The 14,630-nt window shown below is 65.8% G+C and carries 13 protein-coding genes; 1 reads left to right on the forward strand and 12 read right to left on the reverse strand.

Going from position 1 to position 14,630, the window contains the following annotated elements; genetic code table 11:
- Positions 1-133: 133 nt before the first annotated feature.
- From argE to D3880_RS22030, 4 genes are all read right to left on the reverse strand, one after another.
- Positions 134-1,291 carry an acetylornithine deacetylase gene (gene argE / locus D3880_RS22015; RefSeq protein WP_119895537.1) on the reverse strand — a complete coding sequence of 386 codons (1,158 nt, stop codon included), beginning with the start codon at positions 1,289-1,291 and terminating at the stop codon, positions 134-136.
- A gap of 246 nt (positions 1,292-1,537) precedes the next feature.
- Positions 1,538-2,212, reverse strand: coding sequence for a DUF1028 domain-containing protein (locus D3880_RS22020; protein ID WP_119895538.1), 675 nt, complete (start codon positions 2,210-2,212; stop codon positions 1,538-1,540).
- Between the two features lie 10 nt (positions 2,213-2,222).
- Complete coding sequence (locus D3880_RS22025) at positions 2,223-2,651, reverse strand: RidA family protein (protein ID WP_119895539.1); 429 nt, start codon at positions 2,649-2,651, stop codon at positions 2,223-2,225.
- Positions 2,651-4,042 (reverse strand): flavin-containing monooxygenase, encoded by a 1,392-nt coding sequence (locus D3880_RS22030; RefSeq protein ID WP_119895540.1) that lies wholly within the window; start codon positions 4,040-4,042, stop codon positions 2,651-2,653. The genes D3880_RS22025 and D3880_RS22030 overlap by 1 nt, the downstream gene beginning before the upstream one ends.
- Before the next feature lie 279 nt (positions 4,043-4,321).
- On the opposite strand from D3880_RS22030, the gene D3880_RS22035 reads away from it, so the two are divergent.
- Positions 4,322-4,708 (forward strand): nucleotidyl transferase family protein, encoded by a 387-nt coding sequence (locus D3880_RS22035; protein WP_119895541.1) that lies wholly within the window; start codon positions 4,322-4,324, stop codon positions 4,706-4,708.
- 68 nt (positions 4,709-4,776) lie between these two features.
- Here D3880_RS22035 and D3880_RS22040 read toward each other — a convergent pair whose 3' ends face one another.
- From D3880_RS22040 to D3880_RS22075, 8 genes are all read right to left on the reverse strand, one after another.
- On the reverse strand, positions 4,777-5,043 hold the full coding sequence (locus tag D3880_RS22040) for a hypothetical protein (protein ID WP_119895542.1): 267 nt from the start codon (positions 5,041-5,043) through the stop codon (positions 4,777-4,779).
- 219 nt (positions 5,044-5,262) lie between these two features.
- The gene (locus D3880_RS22045) at positions 5,263-6,159 is read right to left on the reverse strand and encodes a peptidoglycan DD-metalloendopeptidase family protein (protein ID WP_119895543.1); all 897 of its coding nucleotides are present in this window, start codon (positions 6,157-6,159) and stop codon (positions 5,263-5,265) included.
- Between the two features lie 212 nt (positions 6,160-6,371).
- Positions 6,372-7,268, reverse strand: a complete 897-nt coding sequence (locus tag D3880_RS22050) for a response regulator (RefSeq protein ID WP_119895544.1) — start codon at positions 7,266-7,268, stop codon at positions 6,372-6,374.
- An 81-nt stretch (positions 7,269-7,349) separates the two neighbouring features.
- Positions 7,350-8,093 carry a phosphate signaling complex protein PhoU gene (phoU, locus tag D3880_RS22055; protein ID WP_119895545.1) on the reverse strand — a complete coding sequence of 248 codons (744 nt, stop codon included), beginning with the start codon at positions 8,091-8,093 and terminating at the stop codon, positions 7,350-7,352.
- 154 nt (positions 8,094-8,247) lie between these two features.
- Positions 8,248-9,081: a phosphate ABC transporter ATP-binding protein PstB gene (gene pstB / locus D3880_RS22060; protein WP_119895546.1), complete on the reverse strand. Its 834-nt coding sequence runs from the start codon at positions 9,079-9,081 to the stop codon at positions 8,248-8,250.
- Positions 9,082-9,209: 128 nt separating this feature from the next.
- Complete coding sequence (pstA, locus tag D3880_RS22065; protein WP_119895547.1) at positions 9,210-10,880, reverse strand: phosphate ABC transporter permease PstA; 1,671 nt, start codon at positions 10,878-10,880, stop codon at positions 9,210-9,212.
- A 180-nt stretch (positions 10,881-11,060) separates the two neighbouring features.
- Complete coding sequence (locus D3880_RS22070; RefSeq protein WP_177412205.1) at positions 11,061-13,094, reverse strand: ABC transporter permease subunit; 2,034 nt, start codon at positions 13,092-13,094, stop codon at positions 11,061-11,063.
- Positions 13,095-13,469: 375 nt separating this feature from the next.
- Entirely contained in the window at positions 13,470-14,441 is a 972-nt protein-coding gene (locus D3880_RS22075) for a phosphate ABC transporter substrate-binding protein PstS family protein (RefSeq protein WP_119895549.1), read from the reverse strand.
- Between the last annotated feature and the right edge of the window lie 189 nt (positions 14,442-14,630).

Consider the following 14,630-nt stretch of genomic DNA (forward strand, 5'->3'; position numbering starts at 1 on the left):
GAGCGTCGAGGGCTGCATTCCCACGCGGAGCGTGGGAACGATCAGTTTCCGAGACCCAGCCCGCCCAACGCATTGCAACCCAATAGAAAAAGCCCGCCACCCGAGCCTGCGCAGGTGACGAGCCAAGCCCGGATCAGGCGTCCTGCTGCAGCCACTGCAGCAGCCGCCGTAGCATCGCATCGCAACCATCCAGCTGCTGCTGGCTGACGAACTCGTCCGGCTTGTGGCCCTGGTCCATGCTGCCGGGGCCGCAGACCACGGTGGGGATGCCGGCCTGGTGAAACAGGCCGCCTTCGGTGCCGAAGGCCACGGTGGCAAACTCCCGGCTGCCGCTGAGCAGCGCCAGCAGTTCGGCCGCCTCGCTGTGCGGGTCGGTGGCCAGGCCCGGATAGGCCGAGAGCGGCTGGAAACGGATCGCCGTGTCGGCGCTGCGCGCACGCATCTGCGGCAGCAGCTCGCGCTCGGCGTAGTCCTGCAGTTCGTCGGCCACCTGCTGCGGGTCGGCCGCCGGCAAGGCGCGCACCTCGAAGTCGAACTGGCATTCGGCCGGCACTATGTTGAGCGCCCGGCCGCCGCTGATCAGCCCGGTCTGCACCGTGGAATACGGGGGGTCGAAGCGCTGGTCGTGGTACTCGGGCGCGGCCAGGCGCTGGCCGATCTCGCCCAGCTTGCCGATCAGCCGCGCGGCGTATTCGATGGCGTTGACCCCCTGCGGTGCATAGGCCGAATGGCAGGCGGCGCCGTGCACCTGGCAGCGCATGGCCAGCTTGCCCTTGTGGCCGAGCACCGGCTTGAGTTCGGTGGGTTCGCCGATGATGCACAGCACCGGCTTGTGCGGGCGGCGCTCCAGCTCGGCCAGCAGCGAGCGCACGCCGAGGCAGCCGACTTCCTCGTCGTAGGACAGCGCCAGGTGCAGCGGCAGGCGCAGCTTGCTCTGCAGAAAATGCGGCACGGCGGCCAGCATGCAGGCGATATAGCCCTTCATGTCGGCGGTGCCGCGGCCGTAGAGCTTGCCGTCGCGCTCGGTGAGCTCGAAGGGCGGCAGCGTCCAGGCCTGGCCGTCCGCCGGCACCACGTCGGTATGCCCGGAGAGCACCACGCCGCCGCGATCGCTCGGGCCGATGGTGGCGAACAGGTTGGCCTTGGTGCGCTCGGCGTTGTAGTCCAGCTCGCAGGCCACGCCCAGGTCATTGAGGTAGTCGCGGACGAACTCGATCAGCGCCAGGTTGGAGTCGCGGCTGACGGTGGCAAAGGCCACGAGTCGGGCCAGCAGGTCACGGCTGATGGGCATGGGTTATCTCCATAGGATGGGTTGCGACGCGCAGCGGCGATACCCATCGGGACCGGGTTGATGGGTATCGCCGCTGCGCTCAACCCATCCTACATAGGCGTTCTCAGAGCCTGTTTACGATCTCGCGAGCTAGAGTCAAACAAGGCGAAAACGGCTGAGGAAGCGGAGTTTACGTGTTGTAAATGAGCATTCCGAAGCCGTTTTCAACGCAGTTTGACCGACGCGCAGCAGATCGTAGACAGGCTCTCACTCATCCCCCGGCACGCCATAGCTGGGCGCGGCGGTAGGGTCTAGGGCGCGGGTGATGTAGTCCTGCTGCTGCGGGCGGTAGGCCTGCCAGAGCTTATCCAGCTCGCCGATGGGGTCGTGCTCGGCCCAGTCCACGCGCAGGTCGATGATCGGCCAGACCAGGTCGCCGACCACCTTGAGCGCCGCCGAATGCACCGGCCCGGCTTCGCCGCCGGCGGCCATGGCCGCGTGCATCGCCGCCAGCAGGCGTTCGGCGAGGGCGCCGGGGGTCTGCTCGAAGGCGCTGATCATGGCCGCGATCACCGCCGGCGAGGACAGCAGGTTGCCGGCCGCCACGCATTGCTCGCCGGCCAGCGCGTTATGGGTGCCGAGCGCCTCGCTGCCGGAGAACAGCGCGCTGCGCCCCTGGCTGTCGAGCAGCGCCACCTGGCGGTACTGGCTGTAGCCGTTGCGGGTCAGCGCCTGGTCCAGCGCCACCGCTGGTTCCTGGCCGGCTTCCAGGGCGTCGAGGATCTGCGGGCCGAGGGCCGGCAGGGTGACGTTCTGCGAGGCCACCGCACCAACCCCGGCGCGCAGCCAGGGGCAGCGCGCGCCGACGGCGATGCTCGACGAGCTGATGGCGATGCCCAGCTGCCCGGTTTCGGCGCAGCGGCCGACGATGGAAAAGGTCATGGCGTGCTCCTTAGGCTTTTGGCTGCCAGTCGTCCGGGATCACCGCGATCACGTCGATCTCCATCAGCCACTGCGGCTGGCCGAGGCCGCTGATCACCAAGCCGGTGGAGATCGGGAACACACCCTTTAGCCACTTGCCGACTTCCTGGTAGACCGGCTCGCGGTAGCGCGGGTCGATCAGGTAGGTAGTGGTCTTGACGATGTGTGACAGGTCGCTGCCGGCTTCTTCGAGCAGTTGCTTGACGTTCTTCATGGCCTGCTCGGCCTGTGCGCGCGGGTCGCCGAGGCCGACCAGGTTGCCCTCGAAATCGGTGCCGATCTGGCCGCGGACATACACGGTGTTGCCGGCGCGCACGGCCTGACAGAGGTCGTTGTCCAGCGCCTGGTTGGGATAGGTGTCTTTGGTGTTGAACATGCGGATGCGGGTATGAGTAGGCATCAACGGACTCCCATAAGGCTGGCTTTTTGAATGTGTGAATCGGGCTGTGCGCCATCAGGCATTTGCTTTAGATCAGCCTCTGCCTGGCGTTGCGAGGCATCCCGATAGGCGAGGTAGGTGCGCTGTTTTACGATGTGGTCGGCAATATGCTTGGCATCGTGCCAAACGCCCCAGATGAACGCGGAGCCACGACGCGACAGCCACGGCAGGCCCACGAAATAGACGCCAGGCTCGGTCGAAACACCGCGCTGATGCTGCGGCTTGCCGTTGGCGTTGAAGGCGTCGACCTTCAGCCAGCTGTAATCAACTGAATAGCCGGTTGCCCAGACGATCGAGGTCACGCCGGCCTCGGCCAGATCGAGCTCAAGAATGGGGTTGGTCACACATTCCGGATCCGGGAGCACAGTGCGGGCTTCAGGTTCTTCCGGAAGGTCGAGACCATTGCAGGCAATGTAGGCGTCGGCCGCATCGAGCAGCGCCAGATAGTTCTCATCGCCGCGCGCCAGGTTGTCGGCAAGATTCGATTCGAAGCTCACCACACCGTCGTTGAACGCTTTGGTCAGACCAACGAGCGTCATCCCCTGATGGGCAAGCCTGCGGAAGTCAACCGTATGGCCGCCACGCGCACCGCTTACGGCGATGGTGACATGCTCCTTGCCCGGCTGGACGCCTTCCGCATCCCATTCGCCGAGAACGCCCAGCCACCAGCAGAAGTCACGGTTGCGATAGGCGCGTGGCGGACGATCGTGCGCGCCGACCGAGAGGTAAACCTGCTTGCCGGCACGCTGCAGCTCATCGGCGATCTGCACCCCCGACGACCCGGCACCCACCACCAGAACGGCACCTTCGGGCAGTTGCTGCGGATTTCGATATTGGGCGGAGTGGATCTGCGTGAGTTGCTCATCTTCAGGCGCGATCGGCGGGATAACCGGGCGCTGGAAGGGTCCGGTTGCGACAACCACCTGGTTGGCCTCGATCACGCCCTCGGAGGTTTCAATAGTGAAGCCCGGGCGGCCAGCATTGCGTTCCACCTTCTTCACTTCCACCCCAGTGCGGATGGGAGCGTTGAACTTCTTGGCATAGGCTTCGAAATAATCCGCAACCCGCTCTTTCGGGGCAAAGGCGTCGGGGTCGAGACCGTCGAACTCCAGACCCGGGAAACGATCGTGCCAGGCCGGGCCATTGGCCACCAGCGAATCCCAGCGTCCCGTGCGCCAAGCTTCGGCGATACGATTGCGCTCCAGGACGAGGTGGGACACCCCGAGTTTGCTCAGGTGTTCACTCATGGCCACGCCGGCCTGACCGGCGCCAACAACAAGCGTATCGATTTCTATTTTTTCAACTGCCCTGTCTGTGTACTTCTGAAAGGCGGTTTGATTCAGGTCGGTCATGGCTTGATTCCTCAGACTCTGATCATCGTTGTGCTGCTGTTGCGGCTATCTATGGGGGTGTTGGCCGCATTCTGTTCAGAGCCGGGGATTCGCGAAATTATGATTTTTGTAGTCGTTGGCTAGGGAAAAGCTGCCCGCACGGAAAGCGCGGGGCCCACAGGGCAAAAGGCTTGGGATATAGGATTTTTAGCTTCAGGCACGACAAATTAGATAGGTTCGCGAACCCCACGGCGCTCGCGGAATCGGCCGCACTTTCCTGCCACGAAGAGGATTCGTGAGATGGATGCGGTGCTGGTGTTGCGCTTCGACGAACAGCTGCGCCAGCTCGGCAGCCACGCCTTCGTCGAGGACCCGCTGATCCGCGGCGCGGCCATCCAGCAGCTGGTGATCGGCGATGACTTCCGCTGCGGCAGCGACCGCTCGGGGGACTTCGCCCTGCTGCAGCGCTATGCCCCGCACGGTTTCTTCACCCTGGAGCGGGCGCCGACCCTGCGCTACAGCGCGCAACGCATCAGCAGCACGCTGATCCGCCAGTGCCTGCAGGATGGCGCCCTGGCGACCGCCGGCCTCCTCCTCAAGGCCCACCCGCCAGCCGGCTGGGCCGAAGCCGCTGCCCCTGTAGTGAGCCGCCTGGAGGGGCTCCGGCGGCGCTGCAGGCTAGCGTAGAGCGGCCATAGCCCTGTCCGCTTTACGCCGCAGCGGCGGCTCAAGCCGCGCCGCGGTTTGTCCCCGGCCTATCCCGGGGCGGCGTGCAGAGCCAGTTCCAGGCCCTGATCCAGATGCTGATCCACCAGCCACTTGCCGTGGGCCAGCGAGGCGCGCTGCGCGCTGTCCAGTTCGGCCAGGAAGGCATATTTCAAGGGCAGGGACAGACGCTTGGTCGTGCGGCCGTCGGGGCTGGTGATCTGACAGCCGCCGGCCCAAGGCGTGGGAATACCCGGATGCTCGATGACGTCGGCGCTGATGGTATGGTCGCGATGGACACACTGCAGGCTGCTCATGGGCAGAACCTCGCTGTGAATTGCCGCCAGCAGGCGTTACGACAACTTAGGCCCGCACTGACTCGCTGGCTCGGCGTGGATGCTCCAACTGAAGATCGGCTCTTCGTGCGCGATGCTTCCTCTGCATACGCCACCATAGAACAGATAGCGGCGCCCTGGCCTCGCAGCCGACGAAGGGCCACCCTCCGCAGGGAGCGCGCGGGCGACGGCCGAAATCAGCTATTCGCCGCCGACGGCGAAGTTCGGCAGGCTGTTGACCGGTTGGTTGAAACGGAAGGGAATCGACTCCAGGGCCAGGCCGACGTTGCGCTGGACCACGAAGTGCAGGTGCGGGCCGCTGCTGTTGCCGGTGTTGCCGGAGCGTGCCAGCGGCGTGCCGAGAGCGACCCGCTGGCCCTCGCCGACCAGCACCGAGCCGCGCAGCAGGTGCAGGTAGACGCCCATGGTGCCGTCGTCGTGGAGGATGCGCACATAGTTGCCGGAGGGGTTGTTGCCGCGCCCGCTCTGGCGGTTCTCGGTCTTCACCACCACGCCGGCGCGGGCGGCGACGATCGGCGTGCCTTCCGGCATGGCGATGTCGATGGCATAGCGGCCCTTGGGGGTGAAATGGCTGTACTGGCCGTTGGCGCCCTGGGTCTGGCGGAACGGCCCGCCGCGCCAGGGCAGCGGATAGGCGTAGAGCTGCGGTTGCAGGCGCGGGTCGCCGAGGGCGTAGCGCAGTTTCGGGGTGTAGCGCAGCGGCTTGCCGGGCTCACGCGGGGCCAGGGTGGCCAGGCGGATCTTGCTGCGCGCCGGCAGTACCCAGCGGATCGGCTCGTCCGGCGCACCCGTGGCGTTGTCCACGGCGGTCAAACGCAGCTCCACCTCCACCGGTGCGTACAGGTCGTTGCGCACCAGCAGGGTCTCGCCGGCGGCGTGCTTCTTGGTTTCCAGCTGCACCAGGTTGTCTAGACGTTCGATCATGCGATCGCGGAAGACGAACACCTGCGCGCCGGACACCGCCTTGTCGCTGTAGGTGACCACGCCGTTGGCGTCGGTGTACTTGTAGATGGTCAAGGCCAGCGCCGGCGCGGCCATGCCGAGCCCGGCCAGCACCAGGAATATGCGCCCCAGCATGATTCCCCCGCTCCCGTTTTTATCGTTATGTCGGCGACGACCGGCCCGGCCTGGCGTTGCCCACGGCCCGGCGGCGTCTTTGTTTGGCTGATCTGTGGCCAAGACTAGCAGCGGCGCCGGGCGCCGACGAGCCGCCGGCCGTCGGCTTGTGCGCCAGGTCGCGGAGCTTGCCGGCGATCACGTTCGATGGGTATCGCTGCGCTCAACCCATCCTACGCGCCGGGGACGAAATGCCGCTGCGCCGTGCCGCGGGCGATCAGGCGCGACAGGTAGTCGAGCTTCTGCGGGTCCTGGTCGACGAAGCGCAGGGTCAGTTGCAGCCAGTCGCTGTCCGGCTTCGGTTCGAAGGCGGCGACCGCGTGCAGGTAGCCGTTGAGGCGCGCCACCTCCGCGCCGCCCTCGCCCTGCTGCAGATCCAGCACCGCGCTTTCCAGCACCTGCGGCAGCAACTCGCCACGCTTCACCAGCAGCAGCGCTTCCTTGAGGCTCAGGGCCTTGATCACGCAGGCCAGGGTGCCGCCGGGTAGGCGCAGCTGGCCCTGACCATGGCTGCCCGCCGGCGCCTTGCTGGTGGCGGCCGCGGCAGGTGCGAAAGCCGCGGCGGCGCGCGGTGCAACAGCGGTGGGCTTGAGCACTTCGGCCCTGCCGCCGGTCAGGGTCGCCAGCGAGTCGTTGGCGAACGCCGAGGTCGCGGCCTTCGGCGCGCTGGCCAGCAGGCCGTCGAGCTTGCCGGCGCGGCTCAGGGCCTTCTTCACCTTGGTGATCAACTGGTCGTTGGAGAAGGGTTTGCCAATGTAGACGGATACCCCGGCCTGGATGGCCTGCACCACGTTGTCCTTGTCGCCGCGGCTGGTGACCATGAAGAACGGTGTGGTCTGCAGGCTGTCCTGCTGGCGGCACCAGGCGAGCAGTTCGAGGCCGCTCATTTCCGGCATTTCCCAGTCGCAGAGGATCAGGTCGAAGGCCTGGCGGCCGAGCAGCTGCTGGGCCTTGCGGCCATTCACCGCCTCGTCGATGAGGATGCCGGGGAAATGGCTGCGCAGGCTCTTCTTGACCAGATCGCGGATAAACGGCGCGTCATCGACCACCAGCACACTGACTTTGCTCATCGGCCACTCCTCAGGGAATCGCCGCAAGCATAGCCGCGAGTGCTGGCCAATAGCCAACCGTGCTGCCGGCCGGCTCCGGGCTCAGACCCCGCTGTCGTCCTTGCCCCGGTCGCCCTGCACTTCTTCCTGCATGCGCGTCAGGCCGAGGTGGCGCACGTCGGTGCCGCGCACCAGGTAGATCACCAGTTCGGCGATGTTGCGCGCGTGGTCGCCGATGCGTTCCAGCGAGCGCAGCGCCCAGATCACGTTGAGCACCCGGGAGATCGAGCGCGGGTCTTCCATCATGTAGGTGACCAGCTCGCGCAGCGCGGTCTTGTATTCGCGGTCGATGGTCTTGTCGTACTGCGCCACCGACAGCGCCAGATCGGCGTCGAAGCGGGCGAAGGCATCGAGCGCCTCCTGGACCATCTTGCGCACCTGTTCGCCGATGTGGCGGACCTCGACGTAACCGCGCGGCGACTCGCCTTCCTCGGTGAGGAGGATGGCGCGCTTGGCGATCTTGGTCGCCTCGTCGCCGATGCGCTCGAGGTCGATCACCGACTTGGAGATGCTGATGATCAGGCGCAGGTCGGAGGCGGCCGGCTGGCGGCGGGCGAGGATGCGCAGGCATTCCTCGTCGATGTTGCGCTCCATCTGATTGATCTGGTCGTCGACCTCGCGCACCTGCTGGGCCAGGCCGGAGTCGGCGTCGATCAGCGCGGTGACCGCGTCGTTGACCTGCTTCTCGACCAGGCCGCCCATCGCCAGGAGGTGGCTGCGCACGTCCTCCAGTTCGGCGTTGAACTGCTGGGAGATGTGATGGGTGAGGCTGTCTTTGTTGATCATGGTCGAGCCCTTGCGAAACTGATTAAGGTTCTTTAATTCGTAACCGACCCGGCCCTTTGGAAATTGTGTTGGGCAAGGAGGCGCCGCGCAGACAGTACGATTAGTACGGCAAGCGGCGCCGACGCAGCCCAGCGCGATTTCACATGGCCAGGGGTTAACCGTAACGGCCGGTGATGTAGTCCTCGGTCTGCTTCTTCGCCGGGTTGGTGAACAGCGTGTCGGTGTCGCCGTACTCGATCAGCTTGCCCATGTACATGAACGCCGTGTAGTCGGAAACCCGCGCGGCCTGCTGCATGTTGTGGGTGACGATGACGATGGTGAACTTGGACTTCAGCTCGTAGATCAGCTCCTCGACCTTGAGGGTCGAGATCGGGTCGAGCGCCGAGCAGGGTTCGTCGAGCAGCAGCACTTCCGGCTGCACGGCGATGGTGCGGGCGATCACCAGACGCTGCTGCTGGCCGCCGGACATGCCCAGCGCCGACTCGTGCAGGCGGTCCTTGACCTCTTCCCACAGCGCCGCGCCGCGCAGCGACTGCTCCACGGCCTCATCGAGCACGCGCTTCTGGTTGATGCCCTGGATGCGCAGGCCGTAGGCGACGTTCTCGTAGATGCTCTTGGGGAAGGGATTGGGCTTCTGGAACACCATGCCGACCCGGCGGCGCAGCTCGGCGACGTCCTCGCCCTTGCGGTAGATGTTGCTGCCGTCGAGGTTGATCTCGCCTTCCACCCGGCAGCCGTCGACCAGATCGTTCATCCGGTTGAAGCAGCGCAGCAGGGTCGACTTGCCGCAGCCGGACGGGCCGATGAAGGCCGTCACCCGCTGCTTGGGGATGTCCAGGCTGACGTCGTAGAGCGCCTGCTTGTCGCCGTAGAACAGGCTCAGGCCGGGCACTTCCAGGGCCACGGTTTCTTCGGCCAGATGCAGGCTCTGCTTGTCGCGACCGAGGGCGGACATGTTGATGCCGCGGCTGTGGGTTTCTTGCTGCATGGAGGAACCTCAATGCTTCGTTGTGTGCTTGGGGCGGCTCCGGCGCGCAAGGCCGGAACCACCCATCAGTCGGGTCCAACGCTGGCGCACTCGCGCGGCCAGCGTGGCTTGCTCGCGGACGAGCCTTATCAGTTGTCCAGCGCCTTGTATTTCTCGCGCAGGTGGTTGCGGATCGCCACCGCCGACAGGTTGAGCACGGCGATCACCAGCACCAGCAGCAGCGCGGTGGCGTACACCAGCGGCCGCGCGGCCTCGACGTTGGGGCTCTGGAAGCCGACGTCGTAGATGTGGAAGCCGAGGTGCATGATCTTCTGGTCGAGGTGCAGGTAGGGGTAGTTGCCGTCCACCGGCAGGCTCGGCGCCAGCTTGACCACGCCGACCAGCATCAGCGGCGCGACTTCGCCGGCGGCGCGCGCCACGGCGAGGATCATGCCGGTCATGATCGCCGGGCTGGCCATCGGCAGCACCACCTTCCACAGGGTTTCGGCCTTGGTCGCACCGAGCGCCAACGAACCCTCGCGCAGCGCCCGCGGAATCCGCGCCAGGCCTTCCTCGGTGGCGACTATCACCACCGGCACGGCGAGCAGCGCCAGGGTCAGCGAGGCCCACATCAGCCCGGGGGTGCCGAAGGTCGGCGCCGGCAGCGACTCGGGGAAGAACAAGCGGTCGAGCGAGCCGCCCAGCACGTAGACGAAGAAGCCCAGGCCGAACACGCCATAGACGATCGCCGGGACCCCGGCGAGGTTGTTCACGGCGATGCGGATGATCCGCGTCAGCACGCCCTGCTTGGCGTACTCGCGCAGGTAGACGGCGGCCAGCACGCCGAACGGGGTGACGATCACCGCCATGATCAGGGTCATCATCACGGTGCCGAAAATCGCCGGGAAGATGCCGCCTTCGGTGTTGGCCTCACGCGGGTCGTCGCTGAGGAACTCCCACAGCTTCTTGAAGTAGAAGCCGAGCTTGCTCAGCGCCGACATGCTGTTCGGCTGGTAGGCGTGAACGATATTACCGAGGCCGATCTCCACTTCCTGGCCGTTGGCCGCGCGCATCACCACGCTGTCGCGGTTGAATTGCTGGTGCAGGCCGCTCAGCTCGGTTTCCAGCACCTGATAGCGGGCCTCTAGTTCGGCGCGCTCGGCGGCGATGTCGGCCTGCGCGGCCTCGGTGAGCTGACCATTCAGCTCCAGCTTGCGGCTTTGCAGACGCAGGCGCTCGAGGCCGTGGTTGATCCCGCCGATGTCCTGCTTCTCCAGCTTGGAGACCTGCGCATACAGCGCATCGACGCGCTGCAGGCGCTTTTGCAGCTCGGCCATGGCGGCGACGCCTGCGGCTACTACCTGGCCCTGCTCCTTGATGCTGACCAGGCTGCCGTAGAAGTTGCCCCACTCGCGGCGCTCGAGGGTCACCAGCTCGGCCGGCGTACTCGGTTCATGCAGCCATTCACCGACCACCCAGCTGAAGTCGCTGCCATAGACATCGCGGTTGCCGACCTTGAGCAGCTCGCGGGTCATGAACTCGGAGCCTTCGGCCGGCACTGGCAGGCCGGCGTTCTTCAGCCGCGCGCGCGTCACCTCTTCGGCCTGCACCAGCTCGCCGACGATCGCCACCGGCGCCTGCCCCGGCACCGCGTAGCTGGCCTGCACCAGGTCGGCCGGCCAGAAGTGGCCGAGGCCGCGCACGGCGATCACGGCGAGCAGCCCGATGGTCATGATCACCGCGATCGACACCGCACCACCGCTCAGCCAGACGCCGGGAGCGCCGCTCTTGAACCAGCTTTTCAGGGAATTCTGTTTCACAGTTCAGAACCTTTCATCGATCGCTCCCCTCTCCCGCCCTTCTCTACATGAAGAGAGGGAGAGGGGTTGGGGGAGAGGGCTAGGGCCAGCACGCAATTGCCGACTTCCCCTCTCCCGCCCTGCGGGCACCCTCTCCCCAGAGGGGCGAGGGTCATCGGTTGGCCTGCTGCGCAGGCATGTTTAAAGGGACGCATATTTCTTCCGCAGGCGCTGACGAATCAGTTCCGCCAGGGTGTTCATCACGAAGGTGAACAGCAGCAGCACCAGGGCGGAGAGGAACAGCACCCGGTAGTGCGAGCCGCCGACCTCGGATTCGGGCATCTCCACCGCGACGTTAGCGGCCAGGGTGCGCATGCCCTCGAACAGGTTCATCTCCATCACCGGGGTGTTGCCGGTGGCCATCAGCACGATCATGGTCTCGCCGACCGCGCGGCCCATGCCGATCATCAGCGCCGAGAAGATGCCCGGGCTGGCGGTGAGGATCACCACCCGCGTGAGGGTCTGCCAAGGCGTCGCGCCGAGCGCCAGGGAGCCCAGGGTCAGGCTCTTCGGCACGCTGAACACGGCGTCCTCGGCGATCGAGTAGATGTTCGGGATCACCGCGAAGCCCATCGCCAGGCCGACGATCAGGGCGTTGCGCTGGTCGTAGGTGATGCCTAAGTCGTTGCTGATCCACAGGCGCATGTCGCCGCCGAAGAACCAGGCCTCGAGGTGCGGGCTGACGCCCAGGGCGAACCAGCCGACCGCCAGCACCACCGGAATCAGCAGCGCGCTTTCCCAGCCTTCGGGAATACGCTGACGCCACGACTCGGGCAGGCGCGAGCCGAAGAAACCGGCGAGGAGGATGCCCAGCGGCGTCAGCAGCAGCAGGCTGAAGATCCCCGGCAGGTGGCCTTCGACGTAGGGGGCGAGGAACAGCCCGGCGAAGAAGCCGAGGATCACCGTCGGCAGCGCCTCCATCAGCTCGATCACCGGCTTGACCTTGCGACGCATGCGCGGGGCCATGAAGTAGGCGGTGTAGATCGCCGCGGCGATGGCCAGCGGCGCGGCCAGGAGCATGGCGTAGAACGCCGCCTTGAGGGTGCCGAAGGTCAGTGGCGCGAGACTCAGCTTGGGTTCGAACTCGGCGTTGGCGGCGGTGGACTGCCAGATGTACTTGGGCTCGTCATAGCTCTCGTACCAGACCTTGCTCCACAGCGCGCTCCACGACACTTCCGGGTGCGGGTTGTGCAGGCTGAAGGGCTTGAGCTGGTGCTCGCTCTCGATCAGCACGCGGTTGGCGCGCGGCGACAGGGCCAGCAGCTCGGCGCCCTTGGCCAGCGGCTCGATCAGCAGGGTGCGCTGCGCCGTGCTGTGGAACACGCCCAGTTCGCCGGCGGCATTGCTGGCGATAAAACCCTTGCGCCGCTCTTCCGGCTTGATCTGCTGCACCGCGCTGGCGCCCAGGCGGAAGTCGCGGATGTGCTTCAGGCGCGGCTCGCCGTCCGGGTCGCGGGCCATGAACCACTGACCGATGCCACCCTTGGAGTCGCCCACCAGCAGGGAGATGCCGCCGAGCAACTGGGCGCTGGCGGTGACTTCCGCGGCGGAATCCTCGAGCAGCTTGTAGCGACCGTTGAGGCTCTTGCTGCGCAGGTCGAAGACGTCGGCCTGGGCGCGGCCGTTGATCACATACAGCCACTGCTGGCGTGGGTCGACGTACAGCGCCTTGATCGGCTCGGCGATCTGCGGCAGGACGATGCGCTGCTGCTCCAGGCTGGTCTCGCCGGTGAGCATGTTCTCTTCCTGAGTCAGCGCCAGCAGGTGCAATTCGTTGCCAGTCGAGCCGGCCAGCAGCAGGGTTTCGTCAGTCGCACTGAGGCTGACATGCTCCAGCGCGCGACCCTGCGCATCCAGGTTCAGCGGCGCCTCGCCGTAGGGGTAGGCGATCTGTGGGCTGATGGTCTTCTGATTGTCCGGGTAGGTCACCTTGTAGACATGCTTGAACACCAGCGCGCTGCCGTTGGACAGGCCCAGCGCCAGCAGATTGCTGCCCGGCAGGCCCTGGCCGATCGAACTGATCTGGGTGCCGGCCGGCAACGGCAGGCTGACGCGGTTGAGCTCGGCACCGTTCTTGGCGGCGAAGAACACCACCTCGCCGTTGGCGGCGACGCGCATGCCGACCTGGTTCTGCTCCTCCAGGGCCAGCAGCAGCGGCGCGCCGGCCTGCTGCAACCAGGCTGGAGTCTGCGCCTTGCGCGCCGTCAGTTCGGCGCCCTGGAACAGCGGCACCACCACGTAGGCGAGGTAGAAGAAGATCAGGGTGATGGCGCCGAGCACGGCCAGGCCGCCGACCAGCACATACCAGCGGGTCAGGCGGTCCTTGAGGGCCCGCAAGGAGCGTTTGCGCTTGAGCTCGGGCGTATTGAAATCAATCTGCACGGGCGGGGGATTCGCAGTCATGGGGGAGTTGGCCAGATCGTTCATGGGCACACCCTAACGGCTCCATATGACAAAAAGATTACAGCCTGTTGACGTGCTGAAGCCCACCCAAAGGCAACCCCTTGGGCGGGCTCACGCCAGAGGAGCGGCGGCGCCGCTCCTCGTGGCTTACAGACCGAGGTCTTTCAGCACTTTCTCAGCCACCTTGGCCGGCACCGGGATGTAGCCATCCTTGACCACCACCTGCTGACCGGTCTGCGACAGCACCAGCTTGATGAACTCGGCTTCCAGCGGCGCCAGCGGCTTGTTCGGCGCCTTGTTGACGTAGACGTAGAGGAAGCGCGACAGCGGATACTTGCCGCTCAGGGCGTTCTGCTCGTTGGCTTCTTCGAGCGCACCGCCTTCGCTCTTGGTCAGCGGCACGGCGCGCACGCTGGCGGTCTTGTAGCCGATGCCGGAGTAGCCGATGCCATTCAGCGACGAGCTGATCGACTGCACCACCGAGGCCGAACCCGGTTGTTCGTTGACGTTGGCCTTGAAGTCGCCTTTGCACAGGGCTTCTTCCTTGAAGTAGCCGTAGGTGCCGGACACCGAGTTACGGCCGAACAGCTGGATCGGCTTGGCCGCCAGGTCGCCGGTCACGCCCAGGTCGCCCCAGGTCTTGACGCCGCTCTTGGCCCCGCACAGACGGGTGGCGGAGAAGATCGCATCGACCTGCTGCACGGTCAGGCCCTTGATCGGGTTGTCCTTGTGCACGAATACCGCCAGGGCATCGACGGCCACCGGGATGGCAGTCGGCTTGTAGCCGTATTTCTCTTCAAAGGCTTGCAGCTCGACGTCCTTCATCTTGCGGCTCATCGGACCGAGGTTGGCAGTGCCCTCGGTCAGGGCCGGCGGCGCGGTGGAGGAGCCGGCGGCCTGGATCTGGATGTTGACGTTCGGGTATTCGCGCTTGTAGGCCTCGGCCCACAGGGTCATCAGGTTGGCCAGGGTGTCGGAGCCGACGCTGGACAGGTTGCCGGAAACGCCCGTGGTCTTGGTGTAGGCCGGGATGGCCGGATCGACAGCAGCAACCGCGCTTGCGGTGGCGACGCCAGCGGCGACGAAAGTCAGGGCCGCCATCAAACGCTTCAGTTTCATGCCTTGCTCCTAGCAGGATAGGGTTGTGATGGAACGGGCCCAAGTATCTGCAGGCCGCATGACTACTCTATGAACGGAATATGACAATTAGATGAAAGGCCAGCATAGCGCTGGCCTGGCAGAAACAGCGCGGTTGCACCCATCTCTCGTTTACGAAAGAGGGGCGAGAGAAAGGGTAGGTTAGCGGTG

It is taken from the genome of Pseudomonas cavernae (assembly GCF_003595175.1).
In the GTDB taxonomy this organism is placed as follows: domain Bacteria; phylum Pseudomonadota; class Gammaproteobacteria; order Pseudomonadales; family Pseudomonadaceae; genus Aquipseudomonas; species Aquipseudomonas cavernae.

Bases quoted from the DNA above. Each gene is read 5' to 3' on its own strand.
- argE (WP_119895537.1), bottom strand. From the start codon at position 1,291: ATGCCCATCAGCCGTGACCTGCTGGCCCGACTCGTGGCCTTTGCCACC.
- D3880_RS22075 (WP_119895549.1), bottom strand. From the start codon at position 14,441: ATGAAACTGAAGCGTTTGATGGCGGCCCTGACTTTCGTCGCCGCTGGC.
- pstB (WP_119895546.1), bottom strand. From the start codon at position 9,081: ATGCAGCAAGAAACCCACAGCCGCGGCATCAACATGTCCGCCCTCGGT.
- D3880_RS22050 (WP_119895544.1), bottom strand. From the start codon at position 7,268: ATGAGCAAAGTCAGTGTGCTGGTGGTCGATGACGCGCCGTTTATCCGC.
- D3880_RS22035 (WP_119895541.1), top strand. From the start codon at position 4,322: ATGGATGCGGTGCTGGTGTTGCGCTTCGACGAACAGCTGCGCCAGCTC.
- D3880_RS22025 (WP_119895539.1), bottom strand. From the start codon at position 2,651: ATGCCTACTCATACCCGCATCCGCATGTTCAACACCAAAGACACCTAT.
- D3880_RS22040 (WP_119895542.1), bottom strand. From the start codon at position 5,043: ATGAGCAGCCTGCAGTGTGTCCATCGCGACCATACCATCAGCGCCGAC.
- phoU (WP_119895545.1), bottom strand. From the start codon at position 8,093: ATGATCAACAAAGACAGCCTCACCCATCACATCTCCCAGCAGTTCAAC.
- D3880_RS22045 (WP_119895543.1), bottom strand. From the start codon at position 6,159: ATGCTGGGGCGCATATTCCTGGTGCTGGCCGGGCTCGGCATGGCCGCG.
- D3880_RS22030 (WP_119895540.1), bottom strand. From the start codon at position 4,042: ATGACCGACCTGAATCAAACCGCCTTTCAGAAGTACACAGACAGGGCA.
- D3880_RS22020 (WP_119895538.1), bottom strand. From the start codon at position 2,212: ATGACCTTTTCCATCGTCGGCCGCTGCGCCGAAACCGGGCAGCTGGGC.